This is a genomic window from Pseudomonas sp. UBA3153, assembly GCF_002364635.1.
Classification (GTDB): Bacteria; Pseudomonadota; Gammaproteobacteria; order Pseudomonadales; family Pseudomonadaceae; genus Pseudomonas_O; species Pseudomonas_O kuykendallii.
On the sequence record NZ_DEYR01000035.1, the window covers coordinates 152,646 to 173,319 of the forward strand.

Here is a 20,674-nt window from a genome sequence, read left to right on the forward strand (position 1 = left end):
CGCCCCGCATCGGCGCAGCGCGCACCACAAATCGTCACGACCGGCCAGCGACGGCCTGCGCGCGTGGCCGCCGCCCGACCGCATGACGCGGCCGTATCGCCCGGCCATCGTCACGGGCATTTGGCACAGAATCCGCTATGAATTCAGGGTTCCGCTCCGTGAACAGACACAGTCACGGGCTTTTTTCTGACTTTGAAGTCAATTTTTATTGACCTGCAAGTCAAGCGACCCTAGATTCCACGCGTGCAAAACATGCCTGAAAAGAACCTTGCCGGAGGTCGATTTGATCCAGTTTCTGCTCAACCGTGAGCTGCGTAGCGAGCATGACCTCGACCCCAACCTCACCGTGCTGCGCTACCTGCGCGAACGCGTTGGCAAACCCGGCACCAAGGAAGGCTGCGCCTCCGGCGACTGCGGCGCCTGTACCGTGGTGGTCGGCGAGCTGACCCGCACCGATGGCGTCGAGCGCATCCGCTATCGCACCCTGAATTCCTGCCTGACCTTCGTCTCCGCGCTGCACGGCAAGCAACTGATCGCCGTCGAGGACTTGAAGCACCAGGGCCGGTTGCACAGCGTGCAGCAGGCGATGGTCGACCACCACGGCTCGCAGTGCGGGTTCTGCACGCCGGGCTTCGTGATGAGCCTGTTCGCCCTGCAGAAGAACCAGTCCGGCAAAGGCCACGATGCGCACCAGGTGCACGAGGCGCTGGCTGGCAACCTGTGCCGCTGCACCGGCTACCGGCCGATCCTCGACGCCGCCGAGCAGAGCTGCTGCCAGGCGCAACCCGATCAGTTCGACGCCGCCGAGGCCGAGACCATCGCCCGCCTCAAGGCGATCGCCCCGCAGGGTACCGCCGAGCTGAGCGACGGCAGCAAGCGCTGCCTGCTGCCGCTGACCGTCGCCGACCTCGCCGATTTGTACCTCGCCAATCCGCAGGCGCGCCTGCTCGCCGGCGGCACCGACCTGGCGCTGGAAGTCACCCAGTTCCACCGCGAACTGCCGGTGATGATCTACGTCGGCCATGTCGAGGAAATGAAGCGCGTCGAGGTGTTCGACGAGCGTATCGAGATCGGGGCCGCCACCTCGCTCACCGATTGCTTCGAGGTGCTGAACCGCGAGTACGCCGATTTCGGCGAGTTGCTGCAGCGCTTCGCCTCACTGCAGATCCGCAACCAGGGCACCCTGGGCGGCAACATCGGCAACGCCTCGCCGATCGGCGACGCCCCGCCGCTCTTGATCGCCCTCGGCGCGCGCATCGTCCTGCGCAAGGGCGCGGCGAGCCGCGAGCTGGCGCTGGAGGATTACTTCATCGACTACAAGATCACCGCCCGCGAGGACGGCGAGTTCATCGAGAAGATCATCGTCCCGCGCGCGACGGCCGGGCAGCAGTTCCGTGCCTACAAGGTGTCGAAACGACTGGACGATGACATTTCCGCGGTCTGCGCCGCCTTCGCCCTAAGCCTCGACGGCGGTTTGGTGCGCGAGGCGCGCATCGCCTTCGGTGGCATGGCGGCGATTCCCAGGCGCGCCGCCGCCTGCGAGCGGGTGCTGACCGACGCCGCCTGGGACGCCGACACGGTCGAGCGCGCCTGCGCCGCGCTGGCCGAGGACTTCACCCCGCTCAGCGACTTCCGCGCCAGCCGCGAGTATCGCCTGCTGGTCGCCCAGAACCTGCTGCGCAAATGCTTCGCCGAGCAGCAGCGCCCCGCCACCGAAACGCGAGTCACCGCTTATGCATAAGCCGACCAAAAGCCAGGAGGAACTGGCCGAACTGTTCCGCGCCGAGCTGACCACCGGTGTCGGTCGCAGCCTCAAGCACGAGAGTGCCGACAAGCACGTTTCCGGCGAGGCGGTGTACATCGACGACCGCCTGGAGTTTCCCAACCAGCTGCACGTCTACGCGCGGCTTTCCGACCGCGCCCACGCGCGCATCCTGAAGATCGATACCGCGCCCTGCTACGCGATTCCCGGCGTGGCTATCGCCATCACCAGCAAGGACGTGCCCGGCCAGTTGGACATCGGTCCGGTACTGCCGGGCGATCCGCTGCTGGCCGAGGACATCGTCCAGTACGTCGGGCAGATCGTCGTCGCAGTGGCGGCCGACAGCCTGGAAACCGCACGCAAGGCGGCGATGGCGGCGATCATCGAGTACGAAGACCTGGAGCCGGTGCTCGATGTGGTCGAGGCGCTGCGCAACAAGCACTTCGTCCTCGACAGCCACCAGCACAAGCGCGGCGACTCCGCCGCCGCGTTGGCCAGCGCACCGCGCCGACTGCAGGGCAGCCTGCACATCGGCGGCCAGGAGCACTTCTACCTGGAGACGCAGATTTCCTCGGTGATGCCCGCCGAAGATGGCGGGATGATCGTCTACACCTCGACGCAGAACCCCACCGAAGTGCAGAAGCTGGTGGCCGAGGTGCTCGGCGTGCCGATGCACAAGATCGTCATCGACATGCGCCGCATGGGCGGCGGTTTCGGCGGCAAGGAAACCCAGGCGGCGGCGCCGGCGTGCCTCTGCGCGGTGATCGCGCGGCTCACCGGGCGGCCGACCAAGATGCGCCTGCCGCGTGTGGACGACATGCAGATCACCGGCAAGCGCCACCCGTTCTACGTCGAGTACGACGTCGGTTTCGACGACGATGGCCTGCTGCACGGCATTCGCATCGAGCTGGCCGGCAACTGCGGCTATTCGCCAGACCTCTCCGGGGCGATCGTCGACCGCGCCATGTTCCATGCCGACAACGCCTATTACCTGGGCGATGCCGAGATCAACGGCCACCGCTGCAAGACTAACCTGGCCTCGAACACCGCCTACCGCGGCTTCGGTGGCCCGCAGGGAATGGTCGCCATCGAGGAAATCATGGACGCCGTCGCGCGCCAGCTGGGCAAGGACCCGCTGGCCGTGCGCAAGCTCAACTACTACGGCAAGGACGAGCGCAACGTCACCCATTACTACCAGACGGTCGAACACAACCTGATGGCGGAAATGACCGCCGAGCTGGAAGCCAGCGCCGACTACGCCGAACGCCGCGAGGCGATCCGCGCCTTCAACGCGCAGAGCCCGTACCTGAAGAAGGGCCTGGCGCTGACCCCGGTGAAGTTCGGCATCAGCTTCACCTCCAGCTTTCTCAACCAGGGCGGCGCGCTGGTGCATGTCTACACCGACGGCAGCATCCACCTGAACCACGGCGGCACCGAGATGGGCCAGGGCCTGAACACCAAGGTCGCGCAGGTGGTGGCCGAAGTCTTTCAGGTCGACATCTCGCGCATCCAGATCACCGCCACCAACACCGACAAGGTGCCGAACACCTCGCCGACGGCCGCGTCCAGCGGCGCCGACCTGAACGGCAAGGCCGCGCAGAATGCCGCCGAGACGATCAAGCAACGCCTGGTGGAGTTCGCCTCCCGGCACTTCGGCATCGGTCCGGAGGAAGTCGAGTTCCGCAACGGCCAGGTGCGTGCCCGCGAGCGCTACCTGTCGTTCGAGGAGCTGATCCAGCTCGCCTATTTCGGCCAGGTGTCGCTGTCGTCCACCGGTTTCTATCGCACGCCGAAGATCTATTACGACCGCAGCCTGGCGCGCGGCCGGCCGTTCTACTACTTCGCCTACGGCGCCGCCTGCACCGAAGTGATCGTCGATACCCTGACCGGGGAATACAAGATGCTCCGCGCCGACATCCTCCACGACGTCGGCGACTCGCTGAACCCGGCCATCGACATCGGCCAGGTGGAAGGCGCCTTCGTCCAGGGCATGGGCTGGCTGACCACCGAGGAGCTGGTGTGGAACGCACAGGGCAAGCTGATGACCAGCGGTCCGGCGAGCTACAAGATTCCCGCCGTGGCCGACATGCCGCTGGACATGCGCGTGAAGCTGGTGGAGAACCGCAAGAACCCCGAGCAGACGGTGTTCCATTCCAAGGCCGTCGGCGAGCCGCCGTTCATGCTCGGCATTTCCGCCTGGTGTGCGATCAAGGATGCCGTGGCGAGCCTCGGCGACTACCGCGTGCAGCCCCGGATCGACGCCCCTGCCACCCCGGAGCGCGTGCTCTGGGGCGTGGAACAGATGCGCACGCTCAAGCAGCAGGCGGCCTCCGAGCCGCAGGCGACGGTCGAGGCGTGATGCAACGCACGGTGGGCTGAAGCCCACCCTACCAGCGGATACGGCGCCCCAGGTCAACGTAGGGTGGGCTTCAGCCCACCGAAGCCCCGCCAACAAGCGGCAGCCGACGAGGTTAACGACATGAGCAACACCGGCTGGATCAATGCCCTTGCCGACCTGCAGCAGCAGGGCGAGCCGTGCGTGCTGGTGACCATCATCGAGGAGCGTGGCTCGACGCCGCGCAACGCCGGCTCGAAGATGGTCGTCACCCGCGAGCGGACCTTCGAGACCATCGGCGGCGGGCACCTGGAATTCAAGGCCATGGAAATGGCCCGCGAGATGCTCGCGGCGCGCACTCAGGACACCCGCCTGGAGCGCTTCTCCCTCGGCGCCAGCCTCGGCCAGTGCTGCGGCGGCGCCACCGTGCTGCTGTTCGAGCCGATGGGCCAGCCGCAGGCGCAGATCGCCGTGTTCGGCGCCGGCCACGTCGGTCGCGCGCTGGTCCCGCTGCTCGCCGGGCTGCCGTGCAAGGTGCGCTGGATCGACTCGCGCGAGGCCGAGTTTCCGCCCGCGATTCCCGCCGGCGTGGTCCGGGTTCTCGACGACGACGTGGTCGACCAAGTCGCGGCGATGCCCGCCGGCAGCTATTTCATCGTCATGACCCATAACCACCAACTCGACCTTGAGCTGACCGCGGCCATCCTCAAACGTGGTGATTTTGCCTACTTCGGCTTGATTGGCTCGAAGACCAAGCGCGCCAGGTTCGAGCATCGCCTGCGCGAGCGCGGCCTGAGCAGCGAGCTGCTGCAACGCATGCGCTGCCCGATGGGTATCGCCGAGGTGAAAGGCAAACTGCCGGTGGAGATCGCCATTTCCATCGCCGGTGAAGTGATCGCTACCTACAACGCAGGTTTTGGCCAGAGTGTGAAAAAAGGCGAGTCCGGCGTGGCGAAGCTACTGCCTGCCTCACGCCGCTCCTGAGTCAATGCCCGTGTAGGGTGCGCTGCGCGCCCACTGCCCCACCCCATTTTTCGGTGCGCACAGCGCACCCTACGCATGAGACCTCGCATCATGAGCCACACCACCCAGGCCTACCGCGCCGCCATCCTCCACAGCCTGGCCGATCCCTCGAAGGTCGGCGTCGAGCAGTCCTACGCCTATTTCGAGGATGGCCTGCTGGTCGTCGAAAATGGTCGCGTGCTGGCGGTCGGCCCGGCCGAAGAATTACTGGAGCGCTTCAGCGGCGTCACGGTCACCGAGTACCCGGACGCGCTGATCACGCCGGGCTTCATCGACACCCACATCCACTTCCCGCAGGTCGGCGTGATCGGCTCCTACGGCACGCAGTTGCTGGAGTGGCTGAATACCTACACCTTTCCCGCCGAAGGCCGTTTCGCCGATGCCGAGGTGGCCGCCGAGAATGCCGAGGTGTTCCTCGGTGAGCTGCTGCGCAACGGCACCACCACCGCGCTGGTGTTCGGCAGCGTGCACAAGCAGTCGGTGGACGCGTTCTTCGAGGCCGCCCTGGCGCGCAACCTGCGGATGATCGCCGGAAAGGTGCTGATGGACCGCAACGCGCCGGACTTCCTGCAGGACACCCCGGAATCCGGCTACGCCGACAGCAAGGCGCTGATCGAGCGCTGGCACGGCAAGGGCCGCCTGAGCTACGCGGTAACGCCGCGCTTCGCGCCCACCAGCACCTCCGAGCAACTGGCGCTGGCCGGCAAGCTGTTTGGCGAGTACCCGGACCTGTACATGCACACCCACCTCTCCGAGAACCTCAAGGAGATCGACTGGGTGAAGGCGCTGTTCCCCGAGCACAAGAACTACCTGGACGTCTACGACCACCACGGGCTGATCGGCCCGCGGGCGGTGTTCGCCCACGGCGTGCACCTGTGCGACGAGGAATGCGCCCGGCTCGGCGAAACCGGCTCGGCGGTGGCCTTCTGCCCGACCTCCAACCTGTTCATCGGCAGCGGACTGTTCGACCTGCCGCGAGTGGAAGGCCATGGCGTGCGCGTCGGCCTAGGCACCGATGTCGGCGGCGGCACCAGCTTCTCCCAGCTGACCACCCTGAGCGAGGCGTACAAGGTGCTGCAGTTGCGCGGCGAATCGCTGAACCCCTTCAAGTCGCTGTACCTGGCGACCCTCGGCGGCGCCCGCTCGCTGTACCTCGACGACAAGATCGGCAACTTCGCCGCCGGCAAGGAGGCCGACTTCGTGGTCCTCGACTACAAGGCCACGCCGCTGCTGGAGTTCCGCCTGAAGCAGGCGAAGACCTTCGCTGAGAAACTCTTCGCGCTGATCACCCTGGGCGACGACCGCGCGGTGAAGGAAACCTTCGCCGCCGGCCGCTCGCTGCACCGCCGCGACTGAGGCGAGCGCCGCGCGCCGCGCGCCGGGTGTTTGCCCGGCGGCGCGACGCTGTTAGAGTCGCCGCCCATGAAGATCGCCCGCCAAGACCGCTCACTGATTGCCTGGATGCTGCTCGCCTGCGTCCTGCTCAATCTGTTCGCCTGCGGTCTGCATCACGGGCAGATGAGCGCCCTCAGCCTCAGCGGCCTGGAAGGCGGGTTCTGCTCGGCGGAGAGCGCCGACCACGGCAGCCATGCGCCCTCCTCCGATGGCAAGTCCACGCTGCCGTCGATGAATGCGTGCCCGCTGTGCTCCTCGGCTTCCGTGGCCGTGGCGATCAACAGCAACGGCTGGCTCGTGCAGGCGCTCGCCGCTCCGGGCATCGCCCCGCTGCTGGCGCTGACCTTCGCCCAACCGCCACCGCGCCACCTCTGGCCTTCGATAAACCCCCGCGCTTCGCCCTGACGCTTCCATCGCCCTGAACTCTCCACGCCCTTCCCGGCCGGCGCCTGCGCGCACGGTCCACGGGAGAGCGACCGTCCTCGCATGGAAGTCATCAACGATGAAAGATTTCAGCCTCCCGCTGGCGCTGCTCGCCGGCTTCTGCACCCCCGCGTTCGCCGACCATCCGCCCCTCACCCTGCCCGGCGCCAGCGTCAGCGCCGAGCAGGAAGAAAACAGCGGCCTGCACCTCGACGACACGGCGGACACCGGCTCGCGCCTGGGCCTGACCCTGCGCGAGAACCCGGCCTCGGTCAGCGTTGCCGATCGCGCACGCATCGAACGCCTCGGCGCGCGCGATTTCCAGGAGGTCGCCAACGCGCTGCCCGGCGTGAACGCCTCGGCGCCGCCCGGCTGGGGCGGCTACGTCGCCTACCGCGGCTTCAACGGTGCCCAGGTCAACCAGCTGTTCAACGGCATCAGCCTGCAATACGGCTCGGCCAATCGCCCGGTGAACGCCTGGATCTATGACCGCGTCGAGCTGATCGGCGGGCCTTCTTCGTTCGCCCATGGCAGCGGCTCGGTGGGTGGCACGCTGAACTACGTGACCAAGCTGGCCAGCCGCGAGGAAAGTGCCGGCGAGGCGCGCATCAGCTACGCCCGTTTCGACACCCGGCAGACCGCCATCGGCTACAACCAGGCGCTCAACGAAGGCCCCGGCCCGCGCCATTACGCACGGGTGGATTTCAGCCGCGACAGCAGCAACGGCTACATCGATCGCCAGGAGCGCGTCGCGAACAACCTGGCGTTCTCGCTGCTCAGCGACCTCACGCCCGATCTCTCGCACACCCTGGCCATCGAATATCTGGAAGAGCAGGAGGACAGCCCGTACTGGGGCACGCCGACGCTCAACCCGAAAGCCGGCGAGCTGAAGATCGACCGGCACGAACGCTTCGCCAACTACAACGTCGAGGACGGCCGCTACGAGCAGCGCACCCGCTGGCTGCGCTCGATCACCGACTACCGCCTCGACGAGCAGACCTCGCTGCGCAACACCTTCTACCACTACGAAGGCCAGCGTGATTACCGCAACCTCGAGGTGTATGCCTACAACGCCGACAACTCGGCGATCAACCGCTCCGGCGGCTACCGGCAGCGCCACGACCAGGAGCTCAACGGCAACCGCTTCGAGTTGCTGCGCCAGGCGCATCTGTTCGGTCTCGCCAGCGACTGGGCGCTGGGGGCGGACTACAGCGTCAACCAGCAATCGGTGTATCCGCGCTCGGGCGGCGCCTTCGACAGCGTCGCACCGGGCGACTTCGACCCCGGCCATTTCGATGACATCCCCGGCATGAGCGCGGCCGCGCGCAAATCCCGCAGCAACGAGATCGAGACCCGTTCGGCCTTCGTAGAGAACCGCCAGGAACTCGGCGAACGCCTGTCGCTGGTCACCGCGCTGCGTTACGACCACATCGACTTCAGCGTCACCGACCACCTCAATGCCGTGCAGGTGGATCGCCGCTGGGACGCCATCACCGGGCGCGCCGGACTGGTCTTCGACCTCAGCGACGACGCCAGTTTCTACGTGCAATACAGCACCTCGGCCGAGCCGCCGGGCGGTACGCTGACCGGCGCCAGCGCCACCCAGGTGCGCGACTTCGATCTCAGCACCGGGCGCCAGGTCGAGGTCGGCAGCAAGCTGGACTTCCTCGACGGTCGTGCCTCTGCCACGGTCGCCGCCTACCGCATCGTGCGCAAGGATTTCCCGGTCACCGACCCGAACAACGCCAACGCGACCATTCAGGCCGGCCAGCAGACCTCCGACGGCGTCGAGCTGGCCGGCTCGTTCAAGGTCACCGAGCGCCTGCTGGCCGAGGCGAACTTCGCCTGGGTCGATGCGCGCTACGACGACTTCAACGAGGTCGCCGGCGGCGTTCCGGTGTCGCGCAAAGGCAAGACGCCGGTGAACATCCCCGGGCGCGTCGGCAACCTCTGGCTGACCTACGACTTCGACCCGAGCTGGCAGGGCGGCGTCGATGCGCGCTACGTGGCCTCGGTCTACGCGAACAACGCCAACACCATGTGGGTGCCCTCCTACACGCTGCTCGGCGCCTTCGTGAAGTACCGCGTCGACGAGCGCACCGACCTCACCGCGCGACTGCGCAACCTCACCGACGAGGTCTACGCGCGCTTCATCCACCAGAGCAACAGCCAGTACTACGTGGGCGAACCACGCAGCCTGGAGCTGTCGCTGAACACGCGCTTCTGAGGCCGCCGATGAAGCGCTACTTCTATCTGTGGCACCGCTGGCTGGGTATCGGCCTGTGTCTGCTGATGGCGCTGTGGTTCGTCTCCGGCATGGTGATGCTCTACGTCGGCTACCCCAAGCTGACGCCGGGCGAACACCTGGCGCACCTGCCGGAGCTGCCCGCGCGCGATTGCTGCATCGACCTGGCGCAGGTGCTCGCCGCCAGCGGCCGCGACGAGGCCCCGCAAAGCCTGCGCCTGAGCAGCAGCGAGGGGCGCCCGCGCTACCTGCTCGGCTATGCCGATGGCAGCGGCGTGACGCTGGACGCCCTCGACGGCAGGCGAATCGCGCCGGTCGACGAAGCCGGCGCGCTGGCCAGCGCGCGGCAGTTCGATCCACGCGCCACGGCGCATTACCTGGGCCTGGTCGAAGAGGACGCCTGGACCCACAGCCGCGCGCTGGACGGCGATCGTCCGCTGCACCGGGTGCAACTGGACGATGCCGAGGGTCGCCAGCTGTACATCTCCAGCCACAGCGGCGCGGTGGTGCGCGATGCGACCCGCACCGAACGGGCCTGGAACTGGATCGGTGCCTGGCTGCACTGGCTGTATCCGCTGCGCGGCCCCTGGTGGTCGAACCTGGTGATCTACTCGGCGCTCGCCGCCACCGCGATGGCGCTGCTCGGGCAGGTGGTCGGCGTGCTGCGCTGGCGTTTCTCCCGCCCTTATCGCAGCGGCTCGCGCTCGCCCTATCGCGGCGGCTTCGCGCGCTGGCACCACATCGGCGGGTTGCTGTTTGGCGGCGTGGTGATCGCCTGGACCTTCAGCGGGCTGATGTCGTTGCGCCCCTGGCAACTGCTGGACAGCCAATCCAGGCTGACGGCATCGGCCTACCAGGGCGGCGCCCTGCGTGCCGAGGCGTTCCCGCTGCCGGTGCGCGAGGCACTGGCACGCTTTCGCCAGGCGGGCCTGCAGCCGCGCGAGCTGGAGTGGCGGATGGTCGGCGGCGAAGGCGTCCTGCAGGCGCTGGAGGGCGACGGCAACAGCCGCGTGCTTGCGATGGACGACGCGAACGAGCCGCTGCGGCGCCTGCCGGAAAGCACCCTGCGCCGCGCCGTTCAGGCGATGGCGCCAGGTACGGCGATGGATTTCGACGAGCTGCCGGCCTACGACTTCTACTACTTCGCCCGCGCCGAACAGAGCATGAACGGCGGCCTGCAACGCCCCCTTCCGGTGCTGCGCGTGCGCGTCGACGATGCCGCCGGCACCTGGCTGCACATCGATCCACGCAGCGGCGCGCTGCTGGAGCAGCTGGACGAACGCCGTCGCCTGGCGCGCTGGCTGTTCAACCTGCTGCACAGCTGGGACTGGCAGCCGCTGCTGCAACGCCCGCTGCTGCGCGACGTGCTGATGCTCGCCTTCAGCCTGGGCGGGCTGGTGATCAGCCTGAGCGGTGTGGTGCTCGGTTGGCGACGGCTGCGCAAGCGCCGCAGGACCTAGTAGATACCGGCGAAGCGGCGCCGCCGCGAGGCATGCTGGAAGCCGTCGATCAGCGTGGTGAAGTCGAAGACCAGGCGCCCGGTGACCGCCTGAACCGCCGCCGCGTAAGGCGGCAGGTTCGAGCATTCGAGGAGGATCGCCCCCACCTCCGGGTGCGTCGTCACCATCTCCCGCGCCACCGCCACCACTTCCGCCTCGATGGCCTCCTGGTCGAGCGTGCCGGTCTCGTCGAGGATCGGGCCGCGGAACTGCGGCTGGTCTTCCTGGCCGCGAATCACCGCGCGCGAGGGATCGGAAAGCCCGGCGATCGCCAGCAGCTCCGGGGTCAGCCGCCGCGCGTTGGCGCAGATGATGCCGACCTTGCGCTGCGGCCCGAGGGTGCGCTCGATCATCGGGAGTTGCAGCAGGCTGGAGAGGATCACCGGGGTATCCAGCGCCGCCGCGACCTTGTGCTGGTAACGCACCATGTAGCCGCAATCGCTGGTGATCGCGCGCACGCCCATGCGTTGCAGCTCGAGCGCGGTGTCGATGACGTTCTGCACCAGGCTCTCGTCGCCCTGCTCGATGAGCCGCTCGAGGGTCACGTCCGGCACGGTGCGGTAGAGCACCGGGTAATCATAGGTGGAGGCATTGCCGACATCGCCGGGGACGAACGGTGTCGAGCAATCGATCAGCAGGATGCCGATGGCGTGACCATAGCTCTCCACGCCGGGGCGAACCTGATACTTCATGGTGTTTCTCCAGGGTTGGACGGCTCATCGAAGGTGAGCCGGAAATCGTTGCGCGCACCGCTCACCGAAACCTCGAGAGTCTGCGTCTCGTCTTTCAGCGAGACCCCCGACAGCTGCCGGCGCAGCGCCTCTCGCACCAGGTAGAGGGCGCGCTGCGCCGCCTCCTGCGGGACTTGCCCGGCGGGGCGGATGTTCGAGATGCAATTGCGCTCGGCGTCGTTGCGGCCGCTGCGCGGTGCGTAGGTCAGGTACAAGCCCAGGCTGTCCGGCGAACTGAGGCCGGGGCGTTCGCCGATCAGCACCAGTACCAGCCGCGCACCGAGGCGCTCGCCGATCGGATCGCCAATTGCCACCCGGCCCTGCGAGACCAGGCAGACCGGTCCGACGGAAAGCCCCGCGCGCTGGACGGCGGGAAGCAGGGCATCGATGAAAGGCAACGCATTCTGCTGCAGCGCCTTCGCCGAGAGACCGTCGGCCAACACGAAAGCCAGGTCGCAGGACGCCCCCGCCCGGGCCTCCAGCGCCCGCGTTGAGGCTTCCTCGAGGCGGCGCCCGAGGTCGGGCCGACGCAAATAGGTCTGGCGGTCCGCCGCGGCGCTGTGCAGGGTCAGCACCTCGTCGAAGCGCTGCGCCAGCTCGGCCCGCAGTGCCTCAGTGTCCAGCGGCAGATGCACGGCGTCGCGCGCCTGGGCATGGGCCAGCTGGAAATCCAGCCAGGGCCGTGTCGGCAGGCTCGAACCACTGCGCCCGAGCGCGATGCGCGCATCGGTGAACTGACGCAGGGACTCCCAGGGATTGCCGGTAACGCCGCGATGCCCGCTCATCGCAACGCTTCCAGAGCCCGCGCGAAGGGCGCCGGCAACTGCTCGGCGACGGCAATACGTCCGGCCGCATCGAAGATGCCCATGCGCTCCAGCCAGGCCTCGAACTCAGGCGCGGGACGCAGTCCAAGCACCTGGCGAGCGTAAAGCGCGTCGTGGAAGGACGTGGTCTGGTAGTTCAGCATCACGTCGTCCGAGCCCGGAATTCCCATGATGAAGTTGATCCCGGCGTTGCCCAGCAGCGTCAGCAGCATGTCCATGTCGTCCTGATCGGCTTCGGCGTGATTGGTGTAGCAGATGTCGCAGCCCATCGGCACGCCAAGCAGCTTGGCGCAGAAGTGATCCTCCAGGCCGGCGCGGATGATCTGTTTGCCGTCGTACAGGTATTCGGGGCCGATGAAGCCGACCACCGTATTCACCAGCAACGGCCTGAACTCGCGGGCCACCGCATAGGCGCGCGCCTCGCAGGTCTGCTGGTCGACGCCGTGATGGGCATCGGCAGACAGTGCGCTGCCCTGCCCGGTCTCGAAATACATCAGATCGTCGCCGACGCTTCCGCGACGCAGCGAAAGGCCCGCCTCATGCGCCTCGCGTAGCAGCGATAGGGAGATGCCGAAACTCTCGTTGGCCTTCTGGGTGCCGGCGATCGATTGGAAGACCAGATCGACGGGCGCGCCCTGCTCGATCACCTGCAGCGTGTTGGTGACATGGGTGAGCACGCACGACTGGGTGGGAATCTCGTAACTGCGGATCACCTCGTCGAGCATGTGCAGCAGGCGGGCCACGGCCGGCACGTTGTCGGTGGCCGGGTTGATGCCGATTACCGCATCGCCGTTACCGTAGAGAAGGCCATCGACCAGCGACGCGGCGATCCCCGAAGGGTCGTCGGTGGGGTGGTTTGGCTGCAGCCGGGTGGATAGCCGCCCGCCCAGCCCGAGGGTGTTGCGGAAGCGGCTGACGACCCGGCATTTGCGTGCCACCAGGATCAGGTCCTGAACCCGCATCAGCTTGCTCACCGCCGCGGTCATTTCCGGCGTCAGCCCCTGGCGCAAGGCCGCGAGGGCCGTCTCGTCGGCAGCGTCGGAAAGGAGCCAGTCGCGAAACTCGCCGACGCAGAGGTCGGCGACCGGTTCAAACGCCTGGGGGTCGTGGCGGTCGGCAATCAGCCGCGTCACCTCGTCGCTCTCGTACGGGATCAGCCACTCCTCGAGAAAGCGCTTCAACGGCACTTCTGCCAGCGCGCGCATCGCGGCGACACGCTCCTCGGCACTGCTTGCCGCGATACCTGCCAGCACGTCGCCGGAGCGCAACGGGGTAGCGCGCGCCATCAACTGGGCCAGGCCTTCGAAACGATACTCGCGGATTCCGACCCGATGTCGATAGATCATCTCGGCCCCTTAATAACCCATCAGACGCGGCAGCGTCAGCGACAGCGCCGGGACGTAGGTGGTGAGCAGCACCACTGGCATGTAGGCGAACAGCAGGAACACCATGGTCGGCGACAGCATCCTGACCAGCGGCACCTTGCCCACCAGTGAGCCAAGATAGAGCAGCGGTGCGGTGGGCGGCGTGATCAGGCCCATGCCCAGGTTGGTGGCGATGATCGCGGCGAAATGCACCGGATCGATGTTCAGGTTGTGCATGATCGGCATCAGCATCGGCGTCGCCAGCAGGATCGCGCTGGCGTCGTCCATCAACATGCCCACCACGATCAGGAACAGGTTGACCATCAGCAGCAACACCAGCGGGTTCTCGCTGACGTGGGTGAAGCCTTCGAGCATCAGTTGCGGCACGTTCTGCATGGTCAGCATGCGCGACAGCATCGAGGCGAAGAACACCAGCACCAGCAGCACGCCGGTCATCTGCCCGGACTTCCAAAGCGTGGTGTAGAGATCCTTCCAGCCCATATCGCGATAGATCAGCACGCTGAGCGGGACGGCGTAGATGACCGCGATCGCCGCCGCCTCGGTCGGCGTGGTGACGCCGCCGTAGATGCAGCCCAGGATGATCAACGGCATGACCAGGCCCAGGCTCGCGCGGCGACCCCGACGGGCGATTTCCTGCCCCCACTCGCGGGCCGGCAGCGCCGGTTCGCGGCGCAACGGCATCTTGCGCGTGAGCACCCAGTTCAATAACCCGAACAGCAGAATGAGGATGAACGCCGGCAGGATCGGCGCCAGGAAGGCTGCGGTGATCGAGGTACCGGATACCCAGCCGTAGAGAATCATCGAGGCGCTCGGCGGCAGCAGCAGCGCGAGTACCGAGGAACAGGCCACCAGGCTGGCAGCGTAACCACGGTCGTAACCGTTCTCGACCATCCGCGGAATCATCGTCGTGCCGATCGCCGCCACCGCCGACGAGGCCATGCCGGAAATAGCCCCGAATACCGCCGTGGCGAGGATCACGACGATGCCCAGGCCGCCGCGAAAACGCCCGACGATGGACTCCGCCAGGTCGATCAGCCGGGCGGCGATGCCTCCCTGGCTCATGATGGTGCCGGCGATGATGTAAAGGGGAATCGCCAGCAGGACCACCGAGGAGACCTGACTGAATCCAGCGCTCACCAGGAACGAGGGATTGCCGAAGTTGCCCACGCTGAACAGGAACAGCACCGCGGCCGCGAAACACAGCGGAACCGGCAAGCCGATTACCAGCAGCACGCAGAGAATCGCGGCGTCGATGAGGATGTACTCAATCATGTGAAATCGCTTCCCGCTTCCAGTGAACGATCAGTTCGATCAGCTCGAACAGGAAATACAGCGTCATCAAACCAAGGCCCACCGGCATCGCCAACTGCGCATACCCCACCGGCAGGTTGATTTCGGTGGACATCATGCCGAGCTTCAGCGACCAGCGCGCCAGGCCCCAGGCCCATATCGTCATCCAGCCGCAGAGCGTCACCGAAAGCACGCAGACCAGCAACCGGACCAACCGCTGCGCGGTTTCACCGCGCAGCAGCAGTTCGACCAGCGACGCGGACATATGCCCGCGCTGCTCCGCGCCGACCGAAGCACCGAGGAAGTACATCCATACCGCGACGTAGCAGGCGATCTCCTCGACCCCGAATATGGCCGTCTCGAAGAAATAGCGGGAGACCACCTGGGTGAAGATCAGCGCGGTCAGGCTCACCCCTGCAAGCACCACCAGGATGCGCTGCAGGTAAATCTTGGCGTACCAGACCGCACGCAGTCCGCGAAGGACGTTCGACATGGGTTACCTCTCTCGGTGTTCGATCGCAAACACTCAGTTCTGCTTGATGCCGGCGCGCAGCTTGGCCATCACGTCGTCGCCCAGTTCTTCGCCGATCACCGGCCAGACTTTTTCGCGGGTGAAGCTCGCCATCTGCTGCAGCTGCTCGGGCGTTAGGCGAACGACTTTGGTGCCGCCGGCTTCCAATGCTTTCAGCTGGCGCTCGTCGGCCGCTTCGACGCTGTCGAAACGCTTGGAGGAGATATCCTGAGCGACATCGACCAGCAGTTTCTGGTCGGCTTCAGGAAGCGAACCCAGACGCTCGCTGTTCATCACGAACCAGGCCAGCTCCAGGTGATCGTTGTATTGCACCCAGGTCTTGGTGATGTCCTTGAAGTTGCTGTAGGTCATCTCCGGCGAACCGCCAATCTGGCCATCCACCACGCCGGTTTGCATGCCGGTGTAAAGCTCTGCCCAAGGGATGGTCGCCACCTGGAAGCCCATCTTCTCCATCAGCACGCGGTGGGTAGTGCCACCCGGCCAAACGCGGATACGCAAGTGCTTATCCTCGCCCGGCGTCGCAGGGTTGCTGACGTCCTTGGCGAAACCCGCGCCGCCCATGCCATCGCCAAACACGCCGAGCAGTCGCAGGCCCTGCTTCTGGATCAGTTCGTCGACGATGTCGTAGGCGAAGCCACCACGGCTGTAAGCGGTCTTGGCTTCGGCGTAGGTCGGTGCGATATAGGGGAACCAGGCAATGGCCAGGCGTCGGTCGAAGTTGGTGGAAAGCGCCTGCAGACCGATGTCGATGGCGCCCTGCATCAGCAGCGAGTGGGTTTCGGTCCAGTCGCCGAGCTGGCTGGCCGGGTATACGGTGACCTCTATGCGGCCATCGCTGCGCTGCTTCACTTCGTCGGCGAAGGCTTGCGCGGCCCTGCCGGCGTCCGAGTCGGCACGGAACAGGTGCGTCATGCGCAGCGATACGTCCGCAGCGAATGCGCTGGAAAATGAACCTAAACCGAGCGTAAGCGCGGTTGCGCCAACGGCGAATATCTTGCGTAGGGATTGCATAGTTGCCCTCCTTGGGCCTGGTGGAAGCGATATTGCGCATGACATCAGCAATACAACCAGCAAAACACAAGCGATACAACCATTACAACACCTCCAGCAAAAACGAATTACTGGCGGACCATGCTGGTATAACGCCTCAATAGCGGTAGAATCACCATTACAAGCGATACAATTCGTTCCGGAACACTCTCCATGCTCGAAGCACTGCTCTCTGCCACCGAAAAAGAACTGCACTCCTCCCGCAGTCGCTCGGAACCGTTGTACGAACAACTGGCCAATGCGCTGGCGGAAAGCATCCGCTCGGGGCAGATCGCTCCGGGTGACAAGCTCCCACCGCACCGCGAGCTCGCCAGCCGCCTCAACGTCAACATCGCCACGGTCACCCGTGCCATGGCGATGCTGCAGGACGCCGAACTCATCGATACCCGTCCGGGGCGCGGTACTCGGGTGTCTGCCCACCGTGCGCGGGAAACCCAGTTCCAGTCGGCGCCACGCAACGAACCGGGAACCATCGACCTCAGCGTCAACCGCCCCGCGACGGACGCCTACAACCATGTGCTGGCGGCGTTACTGCCGGAGCTGTCGAAAGACCCGCGCTTCGACTCGATGAAGGACTATCACCCATCCGAAGGCCCGAGCTGGGCGCGCGAAGCCGCCGCCCACTGGCTACGCCAACAGGGCCTGGGCGCCAACGCCTCGCAGGTGGTGATGTGCGATGGTGCGCAGCATGGCCTGGCGCTGGCCTTGCGCGCCCTCGCCGAGGCGGGCGAAACGGTGCTCGCCGACGATGTCACCTATCAGGGCATCACCGCCCTGTGCCGCACGCTGGACCTGAATCTGGTCGGCGTGCGCACCGACGCACGCGGCATGCTCCCCGAGGCGCTGCGCGAGGCTTGTGTCGAACACTCGCCGCGCGTGGTGTTTCTGGTGACCTCGATCCAGAACCCGACCGCCATCACCCTCGACGAGGAGCGCCGCAACGCGCTGTTGAAGGTCATCGAGGAGGCCGGCGTTCTGCTCATCGAAGATGATGTGTACAGACCGCTTCTCGACGACTCGCCGCCCCCGCTGGCCCGTCAGTTGCCCGAACAGACGCTGTACCTGACGTCGTTGTCGAAATGCGTCGCACCGGGGCTGCGCATCGGCTTCGTGCTCGCGCCCCCCAGCCTGGTAGCTGACATGAGCGCCAGCCTGCGAGTGGATTGCTGGAGCATCGCTCCGCTGTCGGCGCTGGTCGCCACCCGACTGATCGAGAGCGGCAAGGCGCGTGACCTGGTCGTCGTCCAGCGCGAGGAACTGCGCGCGCGCCAGGCATTGCTGCAGCAGGCCATGGAAGGGCTCGACGTGAGCAGCGGCGCCACCGCGCCCCATGCCTGGCTGACCCTGCCCGAGGCTTGGCGTGACGCAGACTTCACCCAGGCCTGCCTGGAGAACGGCGTAGCCGTGCTGCCCGGCTCGGCTTTTAGCCTCGACCCCGAGCACGTGCCCAACGCCGTGCGCATCAACCTTTCGGCGGCGCCGACGCGCGAGCAGCTCACCCGCGCACTGGATGTCATCGCACGTCTGGCCAGAAGCGCCCCGCCCCGCCACTCCAGGGATAATTCATGAACGCTACACGCAACGAAATCGTCGTCATCGGTGGCGGCGCAATCGGTGTCGCCTGCGCACTCTGGCTCCGCCGCGACGGCCATCAGGTCATCCTGCTGGAGCCGGAAGAGCTGGCGGGCCAGTGCTCCTACGGCAATGCCAGCACCCTGGCCGAATACGCCTGCACGCCCATCGCCAACCCGTCGGTGTGGTCCAATCTGCCCAATCTGCTGTTCTCCCAGGACTCCCCCTTCGTGGTGCGCTGGTCGCGCCTGCCCGAGCTGATGCCCTGGCTGCTGCGCTTCATGGGCCAATGCACGACAAGCCGCGCACAACTCAACGCCGAGCGACTCGCCCGCCTGCTCCGCGACACCTACAGCGGCTACGAGCCCTTGCTCGAGGCCGCCCCGGAAGCACGCGCGCTGATCCGCAACAACGGTTGCCTGTATGCCTACACCACCGAACGCGGCCTGCAAGGCGCCCAGGCCGACATCGCCCTGCGCCGCTCCCTGGGCATCGAGCAGGAAGTGCTGGATAGCGCAGGCATCGAGGCACTGGAACCGGCGATGACCGGACTGAGCGTGGGCGGCGTGCTGTTCCCCCGCTCCTGCCATCTGCGCGACACACAGGGTTTCATCCAGGCACTGGCGGCGCCGCTGCGCGCCGACGGGGCCATCCTGCGCGGCAAAGCGCGGCGCCTGACCTCGCGCAACGATGGTGTGGAGATCCAATGCGAAGACGGAACGACGTTGAAAGCCGACCGCGTGGTGCTCGCCGCCGGCGCCTGGTCGGCCAAACTCGCCGCCACGCTGGGTGAGCGCATTCCATTGGAAACCGAGCGCGGCTACCACGTCGAGTTCGAGCTTGGCCGCGAACTGCTGACCCGCCCTACCTGCCCGGTGGAAAGTGCTTTCTACATGACTCCGCTGGCCAACGGGCGCCTGCGCGCGGCGGGCACCGTGGAGCTGGGTTCGCTACGCGACCCGCTCAATCCGGCGCGCATCCGCTACATCGAGGAGCGCGTGCGCAAGGTCCTGAACATCGATGCACCGGTCAGCCACTCCTGGCTGGGCATGCGCCCGACCGTGCCCGACTGCGTACCGGTGATCGGTCCCAGCCAGCGCGACTCACGCGTCATTCATGCCTTCGGTCACCAGCACCTCGGTATCACCCTGGCCGGCATCACCGGTCAGCTGGTGGCCGCCAGTGTCCGCGGCCAGGCGCCGGAATGGCTCGATGACTACAACGCCTCGCGTTTCAATTGAACACCCCTTCCCTCCAGGAGAACCCATGAGCATCAAGCGCATCAACACAGGCACCCGCATGAGCGAGATCGTCGTGCACAACGGCACCGTCTACCTCGCCGGCCAGGTTGGCGAACTGAACGCCAGCGTTACCGACCAGACTCGCCAGGCGCTGGGCGAAGTCGAACGCCTGCTGGCCGAAGTCGGCTCCTCGCCCGAACACATCCTGCAGACGGTGATCTGGCTGGCCGACATGAACGACTTCGAGGAAATGAACGCGGTCTGGGACGCGTGGGTCCCGGCCGGGCACGCGCCGGCACGCGCCTGCGGCGAGGCCCGCCTGGCCCTGCCGGGCTATCGGGTCGAACTGATCGTCACCGCCGCGATTCCCGCCTGACCCAGCTCCCGCCTCAGGCTGTTCCCGGCCGCACGCGCGAAAACACCGCTGCCAGATCCACCGCGGCGGTGTCGCCATCGAGATTCAGCTTGCCGTCGATGCCGTCCATGTGGCGCATCATCAGGGCCACCGCAGCGTTCGCATCGCGCGCCTCGATCGCATCGATCAGACGCTGGTGCTCATCGTCCGAACACTGCGCCCGCGCCCGACTCTCGTAGAGCGCGATGATCAGCGAGCTTTGCGAGATCAGGCTGCGCAGGAAGCCGATCAGCGGGACGTTACCGGCCACTTCGGCGAGCTTGAGGTGGAATTCGCCGGACAGGCGGATGCCGGTGCCGCGATCGCCGCGGGCGAAGCAGGCATGTTCCTCGGCCACGCATTGGCGCAGCTCGGCGATCTGCGCGGCGCTGGCACGCTCGCAGGCCAGTTCCGTGATCGCCCGTTCGATCATCCGCCGCGCATGGAAGATCTGCCGCGCCTCGTCCGCCGTGGGGCTGGCCACCACGGCGCCGCGATTGGGCCGCAACAGCACCACGCCCTCATGCCCCAGCCGCGACAGCGCACGGCGGATCACCGTGCGGCTGACGCCGAAGATGGCGCCGAGCGCCTCCTCGCTGAGCTTGGTTGCCGGCGCCAGGCGCTGCTCGAGGATAGCGTCGAAGATGTGCGCATAAACCCGCTCGTCCTGGGTCCCGCTGCGGCGCTTGGCGCTGCGCACTGACTTGCTCCGGGGCTGCGACTCTGGGCTCATGCTGGTATCCGCGAACTGCCCGGCCGTGGGCCCGCGATGGCGGCCGACTTGCTCGAAGCAGGAAAAAGGGAGCGCGCATTGTACACAGACGATGCGAGAAATCGTTTACGGCAACGCCTTGGGCAGTGCGTCGCGAGCGTGCAGGTCATGCGGACAATCGACCGCCGCCGCCCCGTTTCAGGTCACCAGACAGTGACCTGCCCATCCCTGCATTCATGAACGCCTGACCGCGGTTCCATC

General features: G+C 66.5%; 17 protein-coding genes. 10 read left to right on the forward strand and 7 right to left on the reverse strand.

Annotation, left to right across the window (positions count from 1 at the left end; genetic code table 11):
• The first annotated feature begins 283 nt into the window (after window positions 1–283).
• From xdhA to B2X67_RS09020, 7 genes are all read left to right on the forward strand, one after another.
• Complete coding sequence (xdhA, locus tag B2X67_RS08990) at window positions 284–1,741, forward strand: xanthine dehydrogenase small subunit (protein WP_286785273.1); 1,458 nt, start codon at window positions 284–286, stop codon at window positions 1,739–1,741.
• On the forward strand, window positions 1,734–4,121 hold the full coding sequence (gene xdhB / locus B2X67_RS08995) for a xanthine dehydrogenase molybdopterin binding subunit (RefSeq protein WP_286785274.1): 2,388 nt from the start codon (window positions 1,734–1,736) through the stop codon (window positions 4,119–4,121). The genes xdhA and xdhB overlap by 8 nt, the downstream gene beginning before the upstream one ends.
• Before the next feature lie 120 nt (window positions 4,122–4,241).
• A complete protein-coding gene (gene xdhC, locus B2X67_RS09000) occupies window positions 4,242–5,081 on the forward strand; it encodes a xanthine dehydrogenase accessory protein XdhC (protein WP_286785275.1) in 840 nt (279 codons plus the stop codon).
• 90 nt (window positions 5,082–5,171) lie between these two features.
• Complete coding sequence (guaD, locus tag B2X67_RS09005; RefSeq protein WP_286785276.1) at window positions 5,172–6,476, forward strand: guanine deaminase; 1,305 nt, start codon at window positions 5,172–5,174, stop codon at window positions 6,474–6,476.
• 66 nt (window positions 6,477–6,542) lie between these two features.
• A complete protein-coding gene (locus B2X67_RS09010) occupies window positions 6,543–6,920 on the forward strand; it encodes a DUF2946 domain-containing protein (protein ID WP_286785277.1) in 378 nt (125 codons plus the stop codon).
• Window positions 6,921–7,017: 97 nt separating this feature from the next.
• Entirely contained in the window at window positions 7,018–9,165 is a 2,148-nt protein-coding gene (locus B2X67_RS09015; RefSeq protein ID WP_286785278.1) for a TonB-dependent receptor, read from the forward strand.
• Between the two features lie 8 nt (window positions 9,166–9,173).
• A complete protein-coding gene (locus tag B2X67_RS09020) occupies window positions 9,174–10,643 on the forward strand; it encodes a PepSY domain-containing protein (RefSeq protein ID WP_286785279.1) in 1,470 nt (489 codons plus the stop codon).
• Here the strand turns inward: B2X67_RS09020 and B2X67_RS09025 are convergent.
• Genes B2X67_RS09025 through dctP form a run of 6 tightly spaced genes read right to left on the reverse strand, consistent with a single transcriptional unit; the run spans window position 10,640 to window position 16,356 of the window.
• Window positions 10,640–11,374, reverse strand: coding sequence for an aspartate/glutamate racemase family protein (locus B2X67_RS09025; protein WP_286785280.1), 735 nt, complete (start codon window positions 11,372–11,374; stop codon window positions 10,640–10,642). The genes B2X67_RS09020 and B2X67_RS09025 overlap by 4 nt on opposite strands.
• Window positions 11,371–12,198, reverse strand: coding sequence for an ethanolamine ammonia-lyase subunit EutC (eutC, locus tag B2X67_RS09030; protein WP_286785281.1), 828 nt, complete (start codon window positions 12,196–12,198; stop codon window positions 11,371–11,373). Before eutC ends, B2X67_RS09025 begins: the two co-directional genes overlap by 4 nt.
• Window positions 12,195–13,583 carry an ethanolamine ammonia-lyase subunit EutB gene (locus B2X67_RS09035; protein WP_286785282.1) on the reverse strand — a complete coding sequence of 463 codons (1,389 nt, stop codon included), beginning with the start codon at window positions 13,581–13,583 and terminating at the stop codon, window positions 12,195–12,197. Before B2X67_RS09035 ends, eutC begins: the two co-directional genes overlap by 4 nt.
• Before the next feature lie 9 nt (window positions 13,584–13,592).
• Window positions 13,593–14,894 carry a TRAP transporter large permease gene (locus B2X67_RS09040; RefSeq protein ID WP_282341238.1) on the reverse strand — a complete coding sequence of 434 codons (1,302 nt, stop codon included), beginning with the start codon at window positions 14,892–14,894 and terminating at the stop codon, window positions 13,593–13,595.
• The gene (locus B2X67_RS09045) at window positions 14,887–15,405 is read right to left on the reverse strand and encodes a TRAP transporter small permease (RefSeq protein WP_282341237.1); all 519 of its coding nucleotides are present in this window, start codon (window positions 15,403–15,405) and stop codon (window positions 14,887–14,889) included. Before B2X67_RS09045 ends, B2X67_RS09040 begins: the two co-directional genes overlap by 8 nt.
• 33 nt (window positions 15,406–15,438) lie before the next feature.
• Window positions 15,439–16,356, reverse strand: coding sequence for a TRAP transporter substrate-binding protein DctP (gene dctP / locus B2X67_RS09050; RefSeq protein ID WP_282341235.1), 918 nt, complete (start codon window positions 16,354–16,356; stop codon window positions 15,439–15,441).
• 291 nt (window positions 16,357–16,647) lie between these two features.
• Between dctP and B2X67_RS09055 the strand changes: the two genes are divergently transcribed.
• From B2X67_RS09055 to B2X67_RS09065, 3 genes are read left to right on the forward strand one after another with little or no spacing between them, the layout of a single operon-like run.
• A complete protein-coding gene (locus B2X67_RS09055) occupies window positions 16,648–18,063 on the forward strand; it encodes a PLP-dependent aminotransferase family protein (RefSeq protein ID WP_282341234.1) in 1,416 nt (471 codons plus the stop codon).
• Window positions 18,060–19,307: an NAD(P)/FAD-dependent oxidoreductase gene (locus B2X67_RS09060; RefSeq protein WP_282341233.1), complete on the forward strand. Its 1,248-nt coding sequence runs from the start codon at window positions 18,060–18,062 to the stop codon at window positions 19,305–19,307. The genes B2X67_RS09055 and B2X67_RS09060 overlap by 4 nt, the downstream gene beginning before the upstream one ends.
• Window positions 19,308–19,332: 25 nt before the next feature.
• On the forward strand, window positions 19,333–19,683 hold the full coding sequence (locus B2X67_RS09065; protein ID WP_282341232.1) for a RidA family protein: 351 nt from the start codon (window positions 19,333–19,335) through the stop codon (window positions 19,681–19,683).
• Between the two features lie 13 nt (window positions 19,684–19,696).
• Here the strand turns inward: B2X67_RS09065 and B2X67_RS09070 are convergent, their stop codons facing one another.
• Window positions 19,697–20,434 (reverse strand): GntR family transcriptional regulator, encoded by a 738-nt coding sequence (locus tag B2X67_RS09070; protein ID WP_282341230.1) that lies wholly within the window; start codon window positions 20,432–20,434, stop codon window positions 19,697–19,699.
• Between the last annotated feature and the right edge of the window lie 240 nt (window positions 20,435–20,674).